This is a genomic window from Nostoc edaphicum CCNP1411, assembly GCF_014023275.1.
GTDB lineage: Bacteria > Cyanobacteriota > Cyanobacteriia > Cyanobacteriales > Nostocaceae > Nostoc > Nostoc edaphicum_A.
Genome location: NZ_CP054698.1, coordinates 4,484,996 through 4,502,523, shown reverse-complemented (window position 1 = coordinate 4,502,523; position 17,528 = coordinate 4,484,996). Strand labels below are relative to the sequence as shown.

General features: G+C 43.6%; 13 protein-coding genes. 7 read left to right on the top strand and 6 right to left on the bottom strand.

The window, feature by feature from the left end:
- The first annotated feature begins 249 nt into the window (after positions 1–249).
- Both HUN01_RS21465 and HUN01_RS21460 read left to right on the top strand, forming a co-directional pair.
- Complete coding sequence (locus HUN01_RS21465) at positions 250–1,233, top strand: GntR family transcriptional regulator (protein ID WP_069071408.1); 984 nt, start codon at positions 250–252, stop codon at positions 1,231–1,233.
- 54 nt (positions 1,234–1,287) lie between these two features.
- Complete coding sequence (locus tag HUN01_RS21460) at positions 1,288–2,487, top strand: FAD-dependent oxidoreductase (protein WP_181932770.1); 1,200 nt, start codon at positions 1,288–1,290, stop codon at positions 2,485–2,487.
- 15 nt (positions 2,488–2,502) lie between these two features.
- Here the strand turns inward: HUN01_RS21460 and HUN01_RS21455 are convergent, their stop codons facing one another.
- The 4 genes from HUN01_RS21455 to tig all read right to left on the bottom strand — a co-directional run bounded on the left by HUN01_RS21455 (position 2,503) and on the right by tig (position 7,455).
- Positions 2,503–3,423: an alpha/beta fold hydrolase gene (locus HUN01_RS21455; protein ID WP_181927899.1), complete on the bottom strand. Its 921-nt coding sequence runs from the start codon at positions 3,421–3,423 to the stop codon at positions 2,503–2,505.
- Positions 3,424–3,528: 105 nt separating this feature from the next.
- Positions 3,529–4,869, bottom strand: coding sequence for an ATP-dependent protease ATP-binding subunit ClpX (gene clpX / locus HUN01_RS21450; RefSeq protein ID WP_181927898.1), 1,341 nt, complete (start codon positions 4,867–4,869; stop codon positions 3,529–3,531).
- A gap of 9 nt (positions 4,870–4,878) precedes the next feature.
- Entirely contained in the window at positions 4,879–5,577 is a 699-nt protein-coding gene (clpP, locus tag HUN01_RS21445) for an ATP-dependent Clp endopeptidase proteolytic subunit ClpP (protein ID WP_181927897.1), read from the bottom strand.
- 438 nt (positions 5,578–6,015) lie between these two features.
- The gene (gene tig / locus HUN01_RS21440; protein ID WP_181927896.1) at positions 6,016–7,455 is read right to left on the bottom strand and encodes a trigger factor; all 1,440 of its coding nucleotides are present in this window, start codon (positions 7,453–7,455) and stop codon (positions 6,016–6,018) included.
- Positions 7,456–8,330: 875 nt separating this feature from the next.
- Here tig and HUN01_RS21435 point away from each other — a divergent pair.
- The 3 genes from HUN01_RS21435 to HUN01_RS21425 all read left to right on the top strand — a co-directional run bounded on the left by HUN01_RS21435 (position 8,331) and on the right by HUN01_RS21425 (position 12,427).
- On the top strand, positions 8,331–9,368 hold the full coding sequence (locus HUN01_RS21435; protein ID WP_181927895.1) for an aspartate-semialdehyde dehydrogenase: 1,038 nt from the start codon (positions 8,331–8,333) through the stop codon (positions 9,366–9,368).
- Positions 9,369–9,509: 141 nt separating this feature from the next.
- Positions 9,510–10,394, top strand: a complete 885-nt coding sequence (dapA, locus tag HUN01_RS21430; RefSeq protein WP_181927894.1) for a 4-hydroxy-tetrahydrodipicolinate synthase — start codon at positions 9,510–9,512, stop codon at positions 10,392–10,394.
- A 260-nt stretch (positions 10,395–10,654) separates the two neighbouring features.
- Positions 10,655–12,427: a ribonuclease J gene (locus HUN01_RS21425; protein ID WP_181927893.1), complete on the top strand. Its 1,773-nt coding sequence runs from the start codon at positions 10,655–10,657 to the stop codon at positions 12,425–12,427.
- Between the two features lie 296 nt (positions 12,428–12,723).
- Here HUN01_RS21425 and HUN01_RS21420 read toward each other — a convergent pair whose 3' ends face one another.
- Entirely contained in the window at positions 12,724–13,920 is a 1,197-nt protein-coding gene (locus HUN01_RS21420; RefSeq protein ID WP_181927892.1) for an anion transporter, read from the bottom strand.
- Between the two features lie 516 nt (positions 13,921–14,436).
- Between HUN01_RS21420 and HUN01_RS21415 the strand changes: the two genes are divergently transcribed.
- Positions 14,437–14,814 (top strand): Mo-dependent nitrogenase C-terminal domain-containing protein, encoded by a 378-nt coding sequence (locus tag HUN01_RS21415; RefSeq protein ID WP_181927891.1) that lies wholly within the window; start codon positions 14,437–14,439, stop codon positions 14,812–14,814.
- Between the two features lie 86 nt (positions 14,815–14,900).
- Here the strand turns inward: HUN01_RS21415 and HUN01_RS21410 are convergent, their stop codons facing one another.
- Positions 14,901–16,772: a caspase family protein gene (locus HUN01_RS21410; RefSeq protein ID WP_181927890.1), complete on the bottom strand. Its 1,872-nt coding sequence runs from the start codon at positions 16,770–16,772 to the stop codon at positions 14,901–14,903.
- A gap of 200 nt (positions 16,773–16,972) precedes the next feature.
- Between HUN01_RS21410 and HUN01_RS21405 the strand changes: the two genes are divergently transcribed.
- Entirely contained in the window at positions 16,973–17,464 is a 492-nt protein-coding gene (locus tag HUN01_RS21405; protein ID WP_181927889.1) for a hypothetical protein, read from the top strand.
- The last annotated feature ends 64 nt before the right edge of the window (positions 17,465–17,528 follow it).

The window sequence follows — 17,528 nt, the reverse complement described above, 5'->3', positions numbered from 1 at the left end:
TATGCCAGTATGCCCAGGTTATTCCCAATTAAATTATCAATTACCAATAGTGGACGCATTAGAAATTTCTACCAGAAAAACTTTATATGTAAATAAAATATTCAATATGTAGCAAATGCATCTGGACACCAAAATAGTGCTGAGTTAAAAGTGCTGAGTAGACAAGCAACACTTAATACTCAAACCTCAGCACGGGCAAACGCCCCGCTCACAGCACTCATCAGCACTTAGTATTCAGGAGGTTTGGTGATGATTCAATTCCGTATTCAGCCAGACAGCGAAATTCCGGCATCAACCCAGCTGTTTAATCAAATCCGGTTTGCGATCGCTTCCCGGCAATATCCGCCTGCTTACAAATTACCAAGCACACGGGCGCTGGCAATGCAAACTGGGTTACACCGTAATACCATTAGCAAAGTTTACCGTCAACTGGAGGAAGACGGATTTGTTGAAAGTATGGCTGGTTCAGGAATTTATGTTCGTCCCCAAGGTCATGAGGGCGGTAGTAGACTGCAATCACCAATACTCAAACAAAATCCTGATGCATATCAAGTTGTCCAGAAAGCACTCGATGATCTGCTCACCCAAGGATGTTCACTCAATCAAGCCAGGGAGCTATTTTTAGCGGAAATTGACTGGCGCTTGCGTTGTAGTGCGCGGGTACTAGTTGCAGTTCCATCTTATGATATGGGTGCTGGTGAGTTGATGGTCTATGAATTAGAGCGATCGCTAAAAATCCCAGTCCAGTTGGTAGCAATGGAAGAATTAACAGCTGTGTTAGATAAAACTACCTCTGCGACAGTCGTCACAAGTCGGTATTTTATCAGTAATGTGGAAGCGATCGCAGCTCCAAAAGCTGCACGGGTAATTCCTTTGGATATCTACGACTACAGCAAGGAACTCAGCCTATTGAAAACCCTACCAAAAGAAAATTGTGTAGGCATAGTCAGCCTCAGTTCCGGCATTGCACGAGCAGCAGAAGTAATTCTCCACGGTTTGCGGGGGGATGAACTACTGGTGATGACTTCACAACCAAAAGATGCCTATAAACTTCAGGCTATGGTAAAACGGGCTGAGGTAATCATAAGTGATCAAGCTAGTTTTGCGGCAGTGCAAGCAGCCGTGCAAGCATCTGATGAAGATATTATTCGTCCACCAAAGCTGATTAAGGTTGAAAATTATATCGGCGCTAATTCAATTAACTTGCTAAAACGAGAACTGGGTTTGAGTTAATCTCAAGATAATTCGACCAACATCTTTGAGAGCAATTGATATAGGAGGGATGGGATAGTGCAGATTGTAATTGTGGGCGCAGGCCCAACAGGTGCAACCCTTGCACTGCTCCTTGCAAAACGTGGTATTGCTGTAACGTTAATTGAAGCAGCAAAAGATTTTCATCGTGTATTTCGCGGTGAAGGATTAATGCCTAGTGGCTTAGATGCACTAGAGCAAATGGGTCTATCAGCATTGTTAGAGCATATTCCCCATCGACAACTTGACGCGTGGGAATTCATTATCGGGGGGAAGCAGTTGTTTCGAGTTGATGAACCAATGGGGGCAACCCGACCCTGTACACTGGTTTCACAACCACCACTGCTCAAAGCACTGATTTCGGAAGCTCAAACCAATGATGGGTTTGAATTCATTCAGGGTGTTCCTATAAAGGATTTATTGTGGAGTAACCAACGTGTAGCAGGTGTATTACTTAACGATGGAAGAGAATTTGCTGCTAACCTAGTGGTTGGGGCAGATGGTAGAAATTCTCTTGTGCGACAACGTATAGGATTGGAGTTGGTACGTCAGCCCAAAAATATTGATATTCTCTGGTTTAAACTTGCCGCCAGCCCTGAGTTTGCAGGTGATAATGTGTTTCGTACTATTGTAAATAGCGATCGCGTATTTAGCATCTTTCACGGAGCAGAGTCAGGAAAATTGCATCTGGCTTGGGTGATGTCGGCAACCGAAAACACTGACTGGAAACAAGCCAACTGGGCAGAGATTTTTGCCTCCCTATCACCCTCATGGCTAGCAGAGCATTTTCGTAATCATGCAGACACCATCGAATCGCCCATTCGGCTTTCTGTTGTAGTTGGTTATTGTCCCAAATGGCACGCACCAGGGGCACTGCTTCTAGGTGACGCTGCACACCCAATGTCTCCTGTCCGCGCTCAAGGAATTAATTTAGCATTCCGTGATGTGATTGTCGCTGCTAATCATCTTGTGCCGCTGTTCTACAAAGAAACTGGACACCAGGATATTGACATCGCACTATCGCAAATCCAAGCGGAACGTGAGCCAGAAATTATCCGCGCCCAGCAACTCCAGTTAGAGGAAGCTAAACAAGGTGAACTACTGCGAAAAAATGCACTGCTGCGATCGCTGTTAATTCAACTTGCTCCCTTGCTCCGTAAAACAATTCAAAAGTCTTGGTCAAAGCGACAATATGAAATGCGTCAAGGTATTACACAGGTACACTTAACTGTCTAAAAAACCACTATTTAGTTATCCCACCTGTGGTTGTCGGGCATTAATTTGCAAAAACTCTTGTACCAGTCGCAAGTAAGTTGGCGCATCTTCCAACATTGGGAAATGGGCTGTGTTGGGAATCATCACAAATTCCACTTTCTCACTTAGTGCAGCGGCTTTCCGCCCCATCTCGGCTGGAATAATTTTGTCATACTCTCCGGCTACAAGTAGAGTCGGCACTGTCAGCTTGGCAAACTCTTGCGGCATCACTTCAGCTTGAGTTTTACTAACTGAAGTAAAAATTGTCCCTAATGCCGCATTGTAATCTGCTTCGAGAAAATCTTGCAAAAAAGCTTGACGCTCAGAATGTGGTATTGAACTATACAGAAATCTGGCCATAAACATCCGGTCAACAAATGGGATTTTGCTTAACCACTTGGGACGGAATTTCACTACATAGCCACCAAATTTATGAAAGGCACTAAAGGACTTTTCGTCGTACTCAAAAATGCCACTACAAGTTAAAATTCCTCGCTCTACTCGTTGAGGGTAGCGGTTAAAAAATAAAGTTGCAACAGAAGCACCCATTGAATGAGCATGGATGTAGACACGCTGAAGATGCAACCCATCTAACAAAGCTGCCAAATCATCAGCATATTCCTCTAATTCATAAGTTAGCTCTTTGATTGCCTGTGATTCTTCCTGGGGGGACTCAGATTCGGCAACAGCTTCACTTGCTTGGGCTATGGTTGGCTTTCCGCGAGAACGACCAAATCCCCGCAAATCGTAGAGTAAACAATCAAATTGCTCCGATAAAGCATTAGCGGTATTTTGCCAATACCTAGCCGAACCAGCCCAACCGTGAATGAAAACCATCACTGGTTTTACTAAAGAACCAGATGGTTTTTTCACCCATTCGTAGTAATGCTCAACGCCACGAACATTAATATAAGGCATTAGTTACTTTGTCCTTTGTCAGTTGTCATTTGTCCTTGGTATATGGTTATTAGTCCTTAGTTTTTGACAAATAACCAATGACCAATGACTAATGACCAATGACTATTAAGCAGATTCTGGCTTCGGTAGTGAAGATGGATGTATTATTAGTTCGGCAGTCGATCGCTTCTCGACCATTTCCCTGGTAACTGTACAGCGTGTCACATCCTTACGGGATGGTAACTCATACATTACATCCAACATCAATTCTTCGACAATACCACGTAATGCTCTCGCACCAGTTTTACGGCGGTAAGCTTCTTGAGCGATCGCTCGTAAAGCATCTGCTTTAAAATCTAACTGGACATTATCCATCTTCAGCAGTTTTTGGTACTGCTTCACTAAGGCGCTGCGTGGTTGGGTAAGAATCGCCATCAGCGCTTCTTCATCTAGCGGATCTACTACTGCTACCATTGGCACACGCCCAATAAATTCTGGAATCATGCCAAATTTCACTAAATCATCCGGTTCTAGATGGCGAAGAGTATCTGCTGCTCGTTTCTCCTTCGATTGGCCTTCTCCTGGTTGCACAAAACCGATTGCTTTTTTGCCAACTCTCTGATCTACAATCTTTTCTAAGCCCACGAAGGCACCACCACAGACGAACAAAATATTACTTGTATCAATCTGGATGCAGTCTTGATAGGGATGTTTGCGCCCTCCTTGGGGTGGTACATTGGCGATCGTTCCCTCTAACATTTTCAGCAAAGCTTGCTGCACGCCTTCGCCAGAAACATCGCGGGTAATTGACGTGTTCTCGCTCTTACGAGCAACTTTGTCAATTTCATCAATGTAAATAATTCCTCGTTGCGCCTCTTCTATATCCAAATCCGCCACCTGCAACAGTCGCAGCAAGATATTTTCCACATCTTCTCCCACATACCCTGCTTCCGTCAGCGTTGTCGCATCGGCGACGGCAAAGGGTACATCCAAGATTTTCGCTAGGGTTTGCGCTAAGAGAGTTTTGCCGCAACCGGTCGGGCCAATTAACAAAATATTGGATTTTTGCAATTCTATTGCGTCATCCGCCCCAGCTTTGCCACTGGCTTTTGACTGAATGACCGCCAGCCGCTTGTAGTGATTGTAAACAGCTACTGACAGTACTTTCTTCGCTTCGTCTTGACCAATAACGTGCTCGTCTAGATACTTTTTAATCTCTCTTGGCTTGGGTATTTGATTAAACGAAATACTAGCAGAGTGGGTACGCCGTTTTTGAGGTGGCTCTGCTCTTGGTGCTGGTTGTGCGGCCGCACCATTGGTATCGAGTAATTCCTCGTCTAGTATTTCATTACACAAGTCAACGCATTCATCGCAGATGTAGACTCCCGGCCCCGCGATTAATTTACGCACCTGCTCTTGAGACTTGCCACAAAATGAACATTTCAAATGGGAGTCGTACTTAGACATACCAGCCTCTTATTTCAGAATGGTGACGTTTTCCCCTGCTGTGGGAAGATTTTGCCTGGAAATGACCTGATCAATCAAACCGTAGTTTTTCGCCTCTTCTGCCGACATAAAAAAGTCGCGCTCAGTATCTGCTTCAATTCTTTCTAAGGGTTGACCAGTATGGTGAGCCATTAACTGATTCAACTTAGCCTTAACGTAAAGAATTTCTCTGGCTTGAATTTCAATGTCAATGGCTTGACCTTGAGCGCCACCAAGTGGTTGGTGAATCATAATCCGGGAGTCGGGTAGAGACATTCGCTTACCGGCAGCCCCTGCTGTCAACAAAAATGCCCCCATGCTCGCGGCTAATCCAAAACAGATGGTAACAACATCAGGGCGAATTTGCTGTATTGTATCATAGATTGCCATCCCTGCGTAGACCGAGCCGCCAGGAGAATTAACATACAGTTGGATGTCTTTTTCTGAGTCTTCGGCATCTAGGAATAACAACTGAGCCACAATTGAGTTGGCTACGGCATCGTCTATTGGTGTTCCCAAAAAGATAATCCGCTCTCGCAGCAGGCGGGAGTAGATGTCGAAAGCCCTTTCTCCCATGCCAGATTGTTCTATCACCATCGGCACGATGTTGCTAGGGCTGCTCAACTGGGAGTTAATGTTTATTCGACTTAAGTTGCTGATGGGGGAATTTCCTGACTGCGATTCAAGCATACAAGCTTTCTTTGACGATAATTGAGGACAGATGTTTCAGCAGCAGATGCTGCATTTTCGACGAATGGGATTTTTATAAGCTACGTGTTAACCATTATGCCTCATATAATTTTCTCTCGTTTAACACAGTATCAAGCCCAGGCGATAACAGGTGTCACTATTTGCCGAAAATTCATTAATTCTTTAATTATTCTGACTTTATCCCTGAGTCACGGGGCATAGGGCAAAACAGTTCTAAGTTCCGTTAGCGGGGCGTTGAGACAGTTCCGAGTTCTGAGTAAAAAAGCGAGATTCCCCACTCAGCACTCAGCACTCTTGACTCAGCACTCTTGAGGGGCATTGGTTATTTCTTGCCCTACTTCCTCATATCCCTTACCTTACCGATTTCACCAGTACTTTAACTCAGAACTGGTGAACTCATGGCTGTGGGATTTTTTATTATCCTTCTGTGACTTCTGTAGAAGCTTCGCTGTTTTCTTCTTCAGTCTGAGGTGCATCACCATCAGCATCAGATTCTGCGTCTTCTGTTTCCTCTGCGGGACTCAAAGAACCTTCGGGTACAAGTTCAACCGAGGAGTGTTCTAAAAGCCAATCGATGATTTTTTCGTTTAGCAGCTCGTTTTCCACGATTGAGCGCAGTTTATCTTCATCAACGTCTTGCTCCTCTGGGTACTGTTCCAAAAGTTCTGTGACTCTGGCTGCGATTTCTTCTGGTGTTACCTCGATAGATTCGCGTTTACCGACTTCCCGCAAAGACAAGGAACGTTTGATGCGTTCAATTGCTTCAGTGCGCGATCGCTCCCGCAATTGCGGAATAATATCTTGAGTAAACAACTTTCTTACATCCAACCCTTGCTGAGACAGCCGGATTGCTGTTTGCGTTAGCATTGCATCTACTTCTTGCTCAATCAAAGTTGCTGGTAAGTCAACTTCTACGTGCTTGAGCAGTTCAGTTAACAAGGCTTCCTGCTTATTTGTTTTTGTTTTGTCATCTGACTCTTTTTGATATCGCTCTACCAAAGAAGCACGTAACTCCTCTAAGGTTTCAAAATCGCTGATTTCTTGGGCAAAATCGTCATTTATTTCTGGTAGTTCTTTTTCCTTCAGTTCTTTGAGCGTCACTGTGAAAGTTGCCGCTTTTCCAGCTAAATCTTCATTAGCATACGGGTCTGGGAACTGCGCGGCAATTTCTTTGGTTTCTTCAGGATTCATCCCTACTATTCCCGAAATAAAGCCTGGAATAAATTTATCTTCTTGCAATTCAACTTGAAAATCAGTTGCTTCGGCTCCGGGAATCGGTTCTGGTTCGGCTGTTTCGTCTTCGCCCTCTACTTTGGCGAATGAACCTTTAAAATCGACTACTGCAATATCGCCGATTTGGGCTGCACGTCCTTCCACAGGAATCAATGTCGCCAATTCTTGACGTTCCTTATCCAGCGTGTTCTCCACCCGTTCTGGATCGTACTTGACTTCTTCAGCCTTGGCTTGTAGATCAGTGTACTGCACGAGATTTACTTCTGGTTCTACATCGACCGCCGCCGAAATCGTCAGGGGTTTTCCAGGTTCATAATTATTAATCAAATCCTCAAAAGAGGAGCGCAATTGCGGCTGACCGATTGCCGGGATAGCTTCTTGTTTAACTGCTTGCTCAATGCCGTCTTGAATTAGTTCTTCCAGCGCTGCTGCCTTGATACGAGTTGTACCCAGCCGTTGTAGCAATATCGGCCGAGGTACCTTGCCTTTACGAAACCCAGGAATATTGGCAGTACTCGCTAAGTTTTTGATGACCTGTTCGTAAGTTTGCTTGGTAATTTCCGGCGTAATTTCTATTTCCAGGCCAATTTGGCTGGCGGGAAGTTTTTCCTGGGTGACTTTCATGCTTCGTCTCTAGTTTTCTGGTATTTTATACTCCGAGTACACACAAGACGCAATAAAATAATTGTTTGCGTTTTATAGCTTGATGTCTCTTAGGGGCAATGGGAGTTTGCCAAAAGGTCTGATGACATCCAAGGATGGATGTTTATCCTGGGGCAAAGATCCAGTTTACTGCCAATGACCAAGGACTTGACATTTTACCTTCATAACAATTTTGTTAATGGGGCATTGGGATTAGGGGGAAGGGGAGAGGTGATAGGGAATAAATCTGTAACCTCTACCCTGTAGCCTATTCCCTTCTTCACTCCCTACTACCCCTAAAACTTAGGAATTAATTATTCAGTGGGCTAATGCCGTGATATCCTGGTTCTCAACGAGTGGTTAGTACCCCCAAGTTAAAGTTATAGTATTGAGTCTAGCTATTATTAAGTTGTGGTACGAGAGCGCATCTGTTACCAAACCGCATAGCTCACTTTTGTGCTTTGCTAGTTTTATGCAATTTGATCATAGTATATTCATCATGTTGGTAAGCAGATTTGCAGCAAAAACGTTTATTGCCTTAAAGCTGGGATGCCTATTAAACGTCTAAGTGCAGATATATCCATTTTTCTGCTAAATGGTGGTTTATTGTATAATTAGTATTATAGTTAAAGGTTGATGAAAAAAATTGGAAGTCCGTTGTCGTAGAATGCAACATCACTTAACTTATTAAAAAACCAAGAAAATAAATGTATTAGATATATAAAGACCGACTAAATTAGAGAAAAAACTAAATCTATTCAAAATGTATTTCAAGACTGCGATAGCAATTTATATATAAGAAAATTGTCAATTGTTCCAAGAAATTGCACATAAATCTCTTAAAGGAGGAAGCAAGTTTGTCGAAATCCTATCGTTTAGCTATTTTGGGAGCGACTGGTGCAGTTGGCACAGAGTTGCTGGAATTGTTAGAAAGTCGTAATTTTCCTCTTGCCAACCTGAAGTTATTGGCATCAGAGCGGAGTGTCGGGCGATCGCTACAGTTTAAAGGTGAAAATATACAAGTAGAGCCAGTGAGCGATCGCGCTTTTGAAAATGTCGATATAGTATTGGCTAGTGCAGGTGGTTCCACATCCAAAACTTGGGCAGCAGTTGCCGTCGAAAAGGGCGCAGTGGTAATTGACAACTCCAGCGCCTTTCGGATGAACCCGGAAGTTCCCTTAGTAGTGCCAGAGGTGAATCCCCAAGCCGCTGCTAATCACCAAGGCATTATTGCTAACCCCAACTGCACAACAATTTTAATGGCTGTGGCAGTCTGGCCATTGCATAAAGTTAAACCAGTGCAACGCATTGTCGCTGCAACCTACCAATCGGCTAGTGGTGCAGGTGCTAGGGCAATGGCAGAAGTCAAAACCCAAACAAGCGCTATACTACAAGGACAGCCACCGATTGCTGAAATATTGCCTTACCCATTGGCATTTAATTTATTCCCCCACAACTCACCATTAAACGATTTGGGTTATTGTGAGGAAGAAATGAAAATGGTTAACGAAACCCGAAAAATATTTGGCACGCAGCAAATCAGAATCACTGCGACATGTATACGGGTTCCCGTACTCCGCGCCCATTCAGAAGCCATTAATTTAGAATTTGAGACTCCCTTTAGTGCAGAGGAAGCCAGACAAATTTTAAATTCCTCCCCTGGAGTGAAATTGGTCGAAGATTGGGAAACTAATCATTTTCCGATGCCAATTGAAGCAACAGGTCGAGATGAAGTTTTAGTGGGAAGAATTCGTCAGGATATTTCTCATCCCTGTGGCTTGGAATTATGGTTATGTGGCGACCAAATCCGCAAAGGCGCAGCATTGAACGCAGTACAAATCGCCGAGTTATTAGTAGAGAAAAATCTACTCAAACCATTAGCTATTAGTCATTAGTCATTGGTAATTGGTCATTGGTAAAGTGACAAAGGACAAATGACAAAGGAAAAATGACACTTGAAAGCAATTTGCAGATAGGTTATTACAATAGAGAACCACCAAGATATAAAAACATGGGTAATTAGGAGTGAAAAAAGGGTGGGAGATTTTGGCAATGTTTTAACCGCTATGATTACGCCATTTAAGCCAGATGGTAGTGTCAATTATGATGTAGCGGCAGAACTGGCGGCGCATCTAGCTAACAACGGTACAGATACATTGGTAATGTGCGGCACAACAGGAGAATCCCCAACACTGAGTTGGGATGAAGAATACCAGTTGTTTGTCGAGGTATTGCAGTCCGTGGCAGGAAAAGCCAAGGTCATCGCAGGTTGTGGATCAAATTCCACCAAAGAAGCGATCGCAGCCACCCAAAAAGCGTCTAAGATAGGAGTACATGGTTCCTTACAAGTTGTTCCTTATTACAACAAACCGCCACAGGCGGGATTGGAAGCGCACTTTAAGGCGATAGCACAAGCCTGTCCCGACCTACCATTGTTGTTATATAATGTTCCCGGTCGTACCGGACAAAACCTTCAGCCAGAAACAGTTGCCCGGTTAGCTGAGGTTAACAATATTGTCGGGATAAAAGAATCCACTGGTAATATAGATCAGGCAAGCGAAATTCGTCGCTTGACACCAAAAGAATTCCACATCTATTCTGGTGATGATTACATGACTTTGCCCTTGTTAGCGATCGGGGCAAAAGGTGTGGTAAGTGTAGCTTCTCATCTGGTAGGAAACCAACTACAGCAGATGATCCAAGCTTTTAGTGCCGGGAAAATTGAAGTAGCAAGCGACATTCATCTCCAACTCTTCCCGTTATTTAAAGCTCTATTTCTCACTTCAAATCCCATTCCAGTGAAAAAAGCACTGAAACTTCAAGGTTGGGAGGTTGGTTCAACTCGTCCGCCGCTATGTGAAGCTGATTTAGAAGTCAGTCAAAAGTTAGAAGCGGTTTTGAAAGAACTTAGTTTAATCTAGCCACCAGCTAGTTAAGCGCAAGATACATATAAACAATGATCATAATTGTTCATAAGTTGCAATTTAAAAATCTGTGCTAGGACTGATAGATATACTATGAATCCTTGAGCTTACAGTTAATTTTATTGAATAAAAAATTGAAGATTTCAATTTAAAACTTGATTGCTTTCAGACTGACTTAAGAGGCAGATTATGTTGTCTTAAATACAAGTTCGTTAACTATCAACTTAATTAACCACAAGTAACAATCTAAGGAGAAAATGGCTAAAAACGAAGCTAATAATTCCGCCTTGAAAATTATTCCTTTGGGCGGTTTGCATGAAATTGGGAAAAATACCTGTCTTTTTGAGTATGACGATGAAATCATCCTGTTAGATGCAGGATTGGCTTTTCCCACAGAGGCGATGCATGGGGTCAACATTGTTTTACCAGATACGACCTATCTGCGGGAAAATCGCCACAAAATTAAAGGGATGATTGTTACTCACGGTCATGAAGACCATATTGGCGGGATTGCTTTTCATCTCAAACAATTTGATATCCCGGTGATTTATGGCCCCAGACTAGCAATGGCAATGCTAGAGGGTAAACTTGAAGAAGCAGGAGTCCGCGATCGCACAGAAATCAGAACAGTTTTACCACGTGATGTAGTGCGGATTGGCAAAAACTTTTTAGTTGAATATATCCGTAACACCCACTCCATCGCTGATAGTTTCACTGTTGCCATTCATACTCCCCTGGGTGTAGTAATTCACACAGGGGATTTTAAAATTGACCATACCCCAGTGGATGGTGAAAAGTTTGACTTGCAACGCCTAGCAGAACATGGTGAAAAAGGCGTTCTTTGTTTGCTAAGTGATTCCACTAACGCAGAAGTGCCAGGATTTACACCTTCGGAACGTTCAGTTTATCCCAATCTGGAGAGAGTATTTAGTCAAGCACCTGGGCGATTATTTGTCACCACCTTTGCTTCTAGCGTGCATCGCATCAACATGATTTTGGATATCGCCAAGAAGCAGAATCGTGTAGTGACAGTTGTGGGACGTTCCATGCTGAACTTGATCGCTCATGCCCGCAATTTAGGTTACATCAAATGTGAAGATAATCTGCTGCAACCATTGCACGCCGTCCGGAATCTTCCTGACGAAAAAGTTTTAGTCTTAACTACAGGTTCTCAGGGTGAATTAATGGCAGCAATGACCCGCATTGCCAACAAAGAACATCCTCACATTAAAATCCGCCAAGGAGATACGGTAGTATTCTCTGCTAACCCAATTCCCGGAAATACGATCGCTGTAGTTAACACCATTGATAAGTTGATGATTCAAGGTGCGAAAGTGGTCTATGGACGGGATAAAGGAATTCACGTCTCCGGTCACGGCTGTCAGGAAGAACAAAAGCTGATGATTGCCTTAACTCGACCCAAATTCTTTGTGCCATTTCACGGCGAACACCGGATGCTAGTGAAGCATGCAGAAACGGCTCAGAGTATGGGCATTCCCGCAGAAAACATGATCATCATTCAGAATGGTGATATTGTCGAACTAACTGAAGATGCGATTCGCGTCGCTGGTAAAGTGCCATCTGGTATCGAATTGGTGGATACTACTAGTTCGGGTATGGTAAGTGCCAAAGTTTTACAAGAACGGCAACGCATGGCTTCAGAAGGGATTATCACGATCGCAGCTGCCATTGATTGGAATGGTAAACTGTTGGCAAAACCAGAAATTCACCTCCGGGGTGTAGTTACAAGTGTAGAGCGATCGCTGTTACAAACCTGGGTAAAACAACGCATTGAAGAAATCCTCACTGTGCGCTGGTCAGAATTTGCTCCTAGCGAAGGTGAAGCAGCAGATATAGACTGGGGTGGATTGCAAGGTACTTTAGAACGAGAATTGCAACGTTCCATCCGGCGGGAATTGCAATGTCAACCATCTGTGACTTTGTTAATGCAAATTCCTGATGAGCCACCTGTAAAAGTTGCTGATGGTAGAAGACGGCGGACTCGGACTGCTGCTCAGGTAGCATCCTAGAGAGTTTACGGTAAAAATTTTACGCAGAGGTGCAGAGACGTAGAGTTTTTCTAACGTCTTTGCGCTTTGTCGTGAGATTTCAAGAAAAATCATTTGCTTTTATAAACTGGAGTCGTTGCGTATAAGCAACTCTTCCGGGACTTATGATTTATTATTCTGATATCCAATAAATAATAAGCACCATAAACAACTGCCGCTGCTGCAACTGTGATAGCTACACCTGCTGCCATACCACCGCCAACAGTAGCCCCAACAGCCGCTAACCCTGAAGTGATTCCAGCAGCACTCAGACCAATTCAATGAACCCAGAGATATACTAGAACTAGAGTACATACTGTTAACGGCACTCCAAAGCGGAGATGCTCCCAAAAAGTTAGCTTGTAACCTAAATCCGCAGCAGCTTCTACAGTAATCAGGTTGGCGACTGCACCAAACAAAGTTAAATTACCTGCCAATGTTGAACCTGCTGCTAGCAACAGCCAAGACTTAGTATCACCTTGAGAAATCAGCGGTTGTAATAAGAGTACAGCCGGAACATTAGAAATCAAGTTAGATAAAACGACAGCTACACCCAGTAAACTCGCAGCAGAGTTTACTGTATGAGTCAATGGTTGGAGCAAATTCAACTTTTGCGTGACTCGCGTCAGGATAAACAATCCAGAAAACATTACCAGCAGGTTCCAATCCACCTTTTGCAAAATGCGCTGGGGTTTAACCCGCCGAGTAATTAGCAACAAGCTAGCAGCAACTAAAGCAGACTGCGCTAAGGGTAAGCCGACAGTAAATGCAATTAGCAGCCCAGTTGTGATGACTAATGTTTTATTAAATAAGGGCTTATAAATCCGTTGGTTGGTGGTGGGTAATATTTGGCAAGGTTTGACTGAGCGGACATCTGGGTAAAGTAGCCACAGTAATATCACCTGAATTACCAACCCTGCTAGGGCAACTGGGGCCAATACACGCAGAAATTCTAGATAGGAGATGCCTGAAAAGGAGCCAATCAGGATATTTTGGGGATTACCGCTCAAAGTTGCTACCGATCCGATATTAGTTGCACCTGCGATCGCTAGTAAATAAGGTATCGGATTTAAACCCAAAGCTTGAGTCAAACTCAAGGTTAATGGTGTAAAAACAAGCGCCAGAGTGTCATTGAGAAAAAAGGCCGAAAGAATACCACTACCAAAAGTTAAAGCCATCAACAAACCCAGAGGACTACGAGTGATACTCAATATCACTGATAGCGATCGCCTAAAAAACCCTGCATAAGATAGATTGGCGTTAACTACCATCATGCTCAACAGAAACACGATGGTATTGGCATCAATGGCCTGCCATGCCTCCTGTAAATTCAGAACACCTAAAGCAATTAAAAAGGCAGAACCGACCAAAGCAATAGTGGCGCGGTTCATGCGTAAACCAGGAATGTAGCCCAATGCTAACCCCAGATAAGTTAGCCCTAAGACGCTGTAGATTGCAAATTGGAGAAAAATCACTTTCTTTACCGAGACTTTGCGACGAACGATGTTTCATAAATATCCGCTCTGCATCTACTGAGAAAACCAACCCACCTGGCTTTCAGCCGCAGTCGCATCTACAGACTTCTCTCTATTCAGCCAGCAATAAACAGTATGTACTTACGTGAGAAAGTGGGAACACGGAGGGCAAAAAGGCCTTCTAGGATATTACTGATGTTTATACTTAGAAAAAATTCTTTTATAAATAGCTTATATTAAGGATTGTAAATGTTACACTAAAACCTATCCAATGATGGATGTCTTTATTAAAATTTAAACTGTGTCAAGTTATGAACAAGATCGTAATATTACACTACCGATCCCCAGAAAATTGCGATTAACTTGACGTAGTAATAAATTAGGTTCTGACTTAAGTGGCTAATCAGGTATTACATTATATCGCAGTCAGAACGCGATTTTTCCGGGAAAGTTCGTTGCCACGTTGTATATATTCATCAAAAAGGTGAATAACCTCAATAACACAGAGGATTAACCATGAAGGTATTCGACAATACCACAAAAAGAATTTTTCTGACAAGCTGGGTATCAATCAATCAAGCAGAGACTAGTGATCATAAAGGAACCCAGCTAAACCGTTCTATTTCCAAGCCTCACTGGGATATTCTCCAACCCTTACGGCAGCGTGTAGAAAATATTCAAGTCCGCGATCGCCAATTAGCTCACCGCTTGTGCAAACTGATTCCATCTCAGTGCCCCTTTGAGCGCGATGTCAAAGTATTTGGGAAAACCCTGTTTCACATTCCGCCCATGTGCAAGCTCAATCCCTTATACGAAGAAGTGGTTGGTTTACGTTTCCGAGCGCTGTGCTATCTAGCCGATGAATGCGGCGAAGATGTATCGCAGTACTGTTGAGTGTTTAGTCAAGAGTGAGTAGTTAGGAGTAATAGGTCGGGGATCAATAATATAACTCCTAATTCCTAACTCCTAACCATTTTTTACTATTTCTTTTGCCATTTTTGAATGGCATCCTGAGCATCTTCATAAGCAGCTGTCTCTTCTGGCACTAAGGTAGCAGTCGCAATTGCAGCCTTAAGTTCTCCTTGGGCGGCGCGACGCTTGGCCATATCTAAAATTTTCTCACTCCAGCTATTGATCGATTTTTGGGCGGCATCAAAGCCCGGTTGACCTGCTGGTACTTTTTTCGCAACTTCGATCGCCCGGTTGTAAGTAGATGCCTGTCCAGATTTAATCAAGGCATTAGCTGCATCTAAAAGAGTTTTGTTACTAACATACTGCTTGCCCTCTAACCGCCACAGGTTTATTGCTGCTTGTGCTTTGGCGTAGGGGGCTTCGTCTTTGGTGATTAATCGAGCGGCTGCAATAGCGCTGGCATACTGTCTTTGTTTAGCACGACCCTCTGCTAAATCTAAAATCATCTGGCTCCAAATCTTAATATTCTCCTGAGCTTGTTCATACAGTGGTTCACCGGGTTTTATTTTCCGGGCTGTAGCGATCGCCATGCTCAAATCGCTAGCCTGAGTTTGTCTGAGCGACATTTTCGCCAAGTCTAATACTGCTTGATTCCGCTTTTTCGACTGGGAACTAGAGGCTATTTGGGCGCTAGATTGGTTGTTGAGTCTAACTGGTGGAGTGCGGTCGCTTGGTAAATTCTCGATAACCTGAGAGTTACTAGAAGTAGCATTGGGTGATGTGCTTGATATTTGCTTAATTCTAAAAGTTTCTTGATTACGCAGAAAAACTACAGCAATTAAACCTGCTACCAGCAAGCTGCCTCCGCCCCACAGGATAAACTGTTTCCAAAAAGGGATGCTTGGCTGATTCGATGGCAATCGAGAGACATAACCTTTAGAGGAATTGGGAATAAATCTTCCTCTCGGATTCGCTCCTAAAGAAGTTTCCGGCATTGGCTGCGAAACTAAGCTGCTAGCTGACTCTTGGACTTGTTTACCCTTGGACTTCTCAACCTTCACCTGTTGGGATGAACTCACAGTAGCTTCTCCCCATCTGCCCCGTTCTGCTGAAGTTTTAGGGTAATCGTCAAGGGGAGGAGCCGCACGAGCGATCGCAAAAGATTCTTCAGGATAAATCACCGGTTCTGGTTGAAAGTGACTTTCCATTGCCAATTGTGGCAAAATTACTTGCTGCCTTGATGGGATGATCGTGGCAGGATTTTGAACAGGACGCCAATGGTGGTGACATAGTTTTGGCATGAGCAAGCTTAGGTAGCTTTCTAAATCTGCCAAGTTGTTGCCATTGCCAGAACGCAAAGCTTCTAACAAAGCTGCTGTAAAAAATCCGTGACCTAGTTCGCTACTCTCATGGGAAAATTGCTCTGGTTGGCAAGAAAGAATTGTTGCCAGTTGTAGTTCTTGGGCTAATTCTATGGTTTCTTCACCAACGGGAGCATCCGCTTGAGTGCCAAAAGCGCGGTTGATATCGAGTAATAGCAATACATTTAGGTCAGCAAGTTGCAGACTTTGCATTAGCGATCGCAATTCTATGCCAGTCTCTTCTACGAGTTCGGGGTTGCCTTCCACTGGCATTAAATAATCTTTGCCTTTGTAGTTGACTCCATAACCGCTAAAGAATAACCACAGATAGTCTTCCGGTTGCCAACTTGTCGCTGCAAAATCCTCAAGCAGCAGCAGAATATTCTCCTTGGTTGGATAAGTTGATCTATCCCCAATTGGCGGCGAGGTATCTGTCATGACTAGACAGTGTTCGGGGAGAAAACCTGCTTCTGTCACCAAAAAATCATCTAGTGCCTCAGCATCAGCTTGGGCACAACTTAAAGGTTGAAATAACTGATATTGATTGATGCCAATTGTGATCGCCCAGTAATTTGCCATCCCGCTCTTTGTCAGTTATCGTTTGCTGGTCTTAAAATTGCGGTTGGCTTTGCCAAAATAACAAAGCTAACCGGTGTTTTATAGTCTAGGTGATTCTGATCGAATCTTAAGTTAAAATGTAATTTTTATTACGTTAGTCAACCGGAAAATACCTTTTACCTAATTTCAATAAAAGATCATCACTAAGGAGATAGAAGGTCATGAGCAGAAATCTTGCTCACCTACCATCATCGATCACTACCTTTTCAGTTATTAGCCAAATTGCCAGAAGAATCCGGATAGTTCCTTTAGTAGTTTTGCTCATATCTACTGTTCCTGCGTGGTTTTTGACGGAAGCGATCGCACCCCAGGTTGTGCGAGCTTACACCGCTAGAGTTGATCTAGCTATTGACCGTTTGCCGGAAGAAAACTATGAAACCATTCTGCGGAGGGCGGAAGCGGCTGCGAGGGCAGCGGCTCAAAGGAGCTTCGACCAAGATATCTTGGTGACAGATGTTTCCATTATTGTGTCCGTACAAAATTATGGAGCGATCGCACCAGTCTTGACATTAGAAGTTAGTCGTCCCCAATGGCGATCGCGTCCTGATGCTCAAAATTGGGCAACTTACTTTAAAACTGCGCGATCGCTACTTTTCTTTGAAAATACCTCTAATCCAGTTCCAGCAGCTAGTAGTGTGTCAACCCCAAAATGACGGATTGGGCTAGATACAGAGAGAAGTTCCAAGCCAAGGTTCCTTAATTTGGAACTTCTTAACT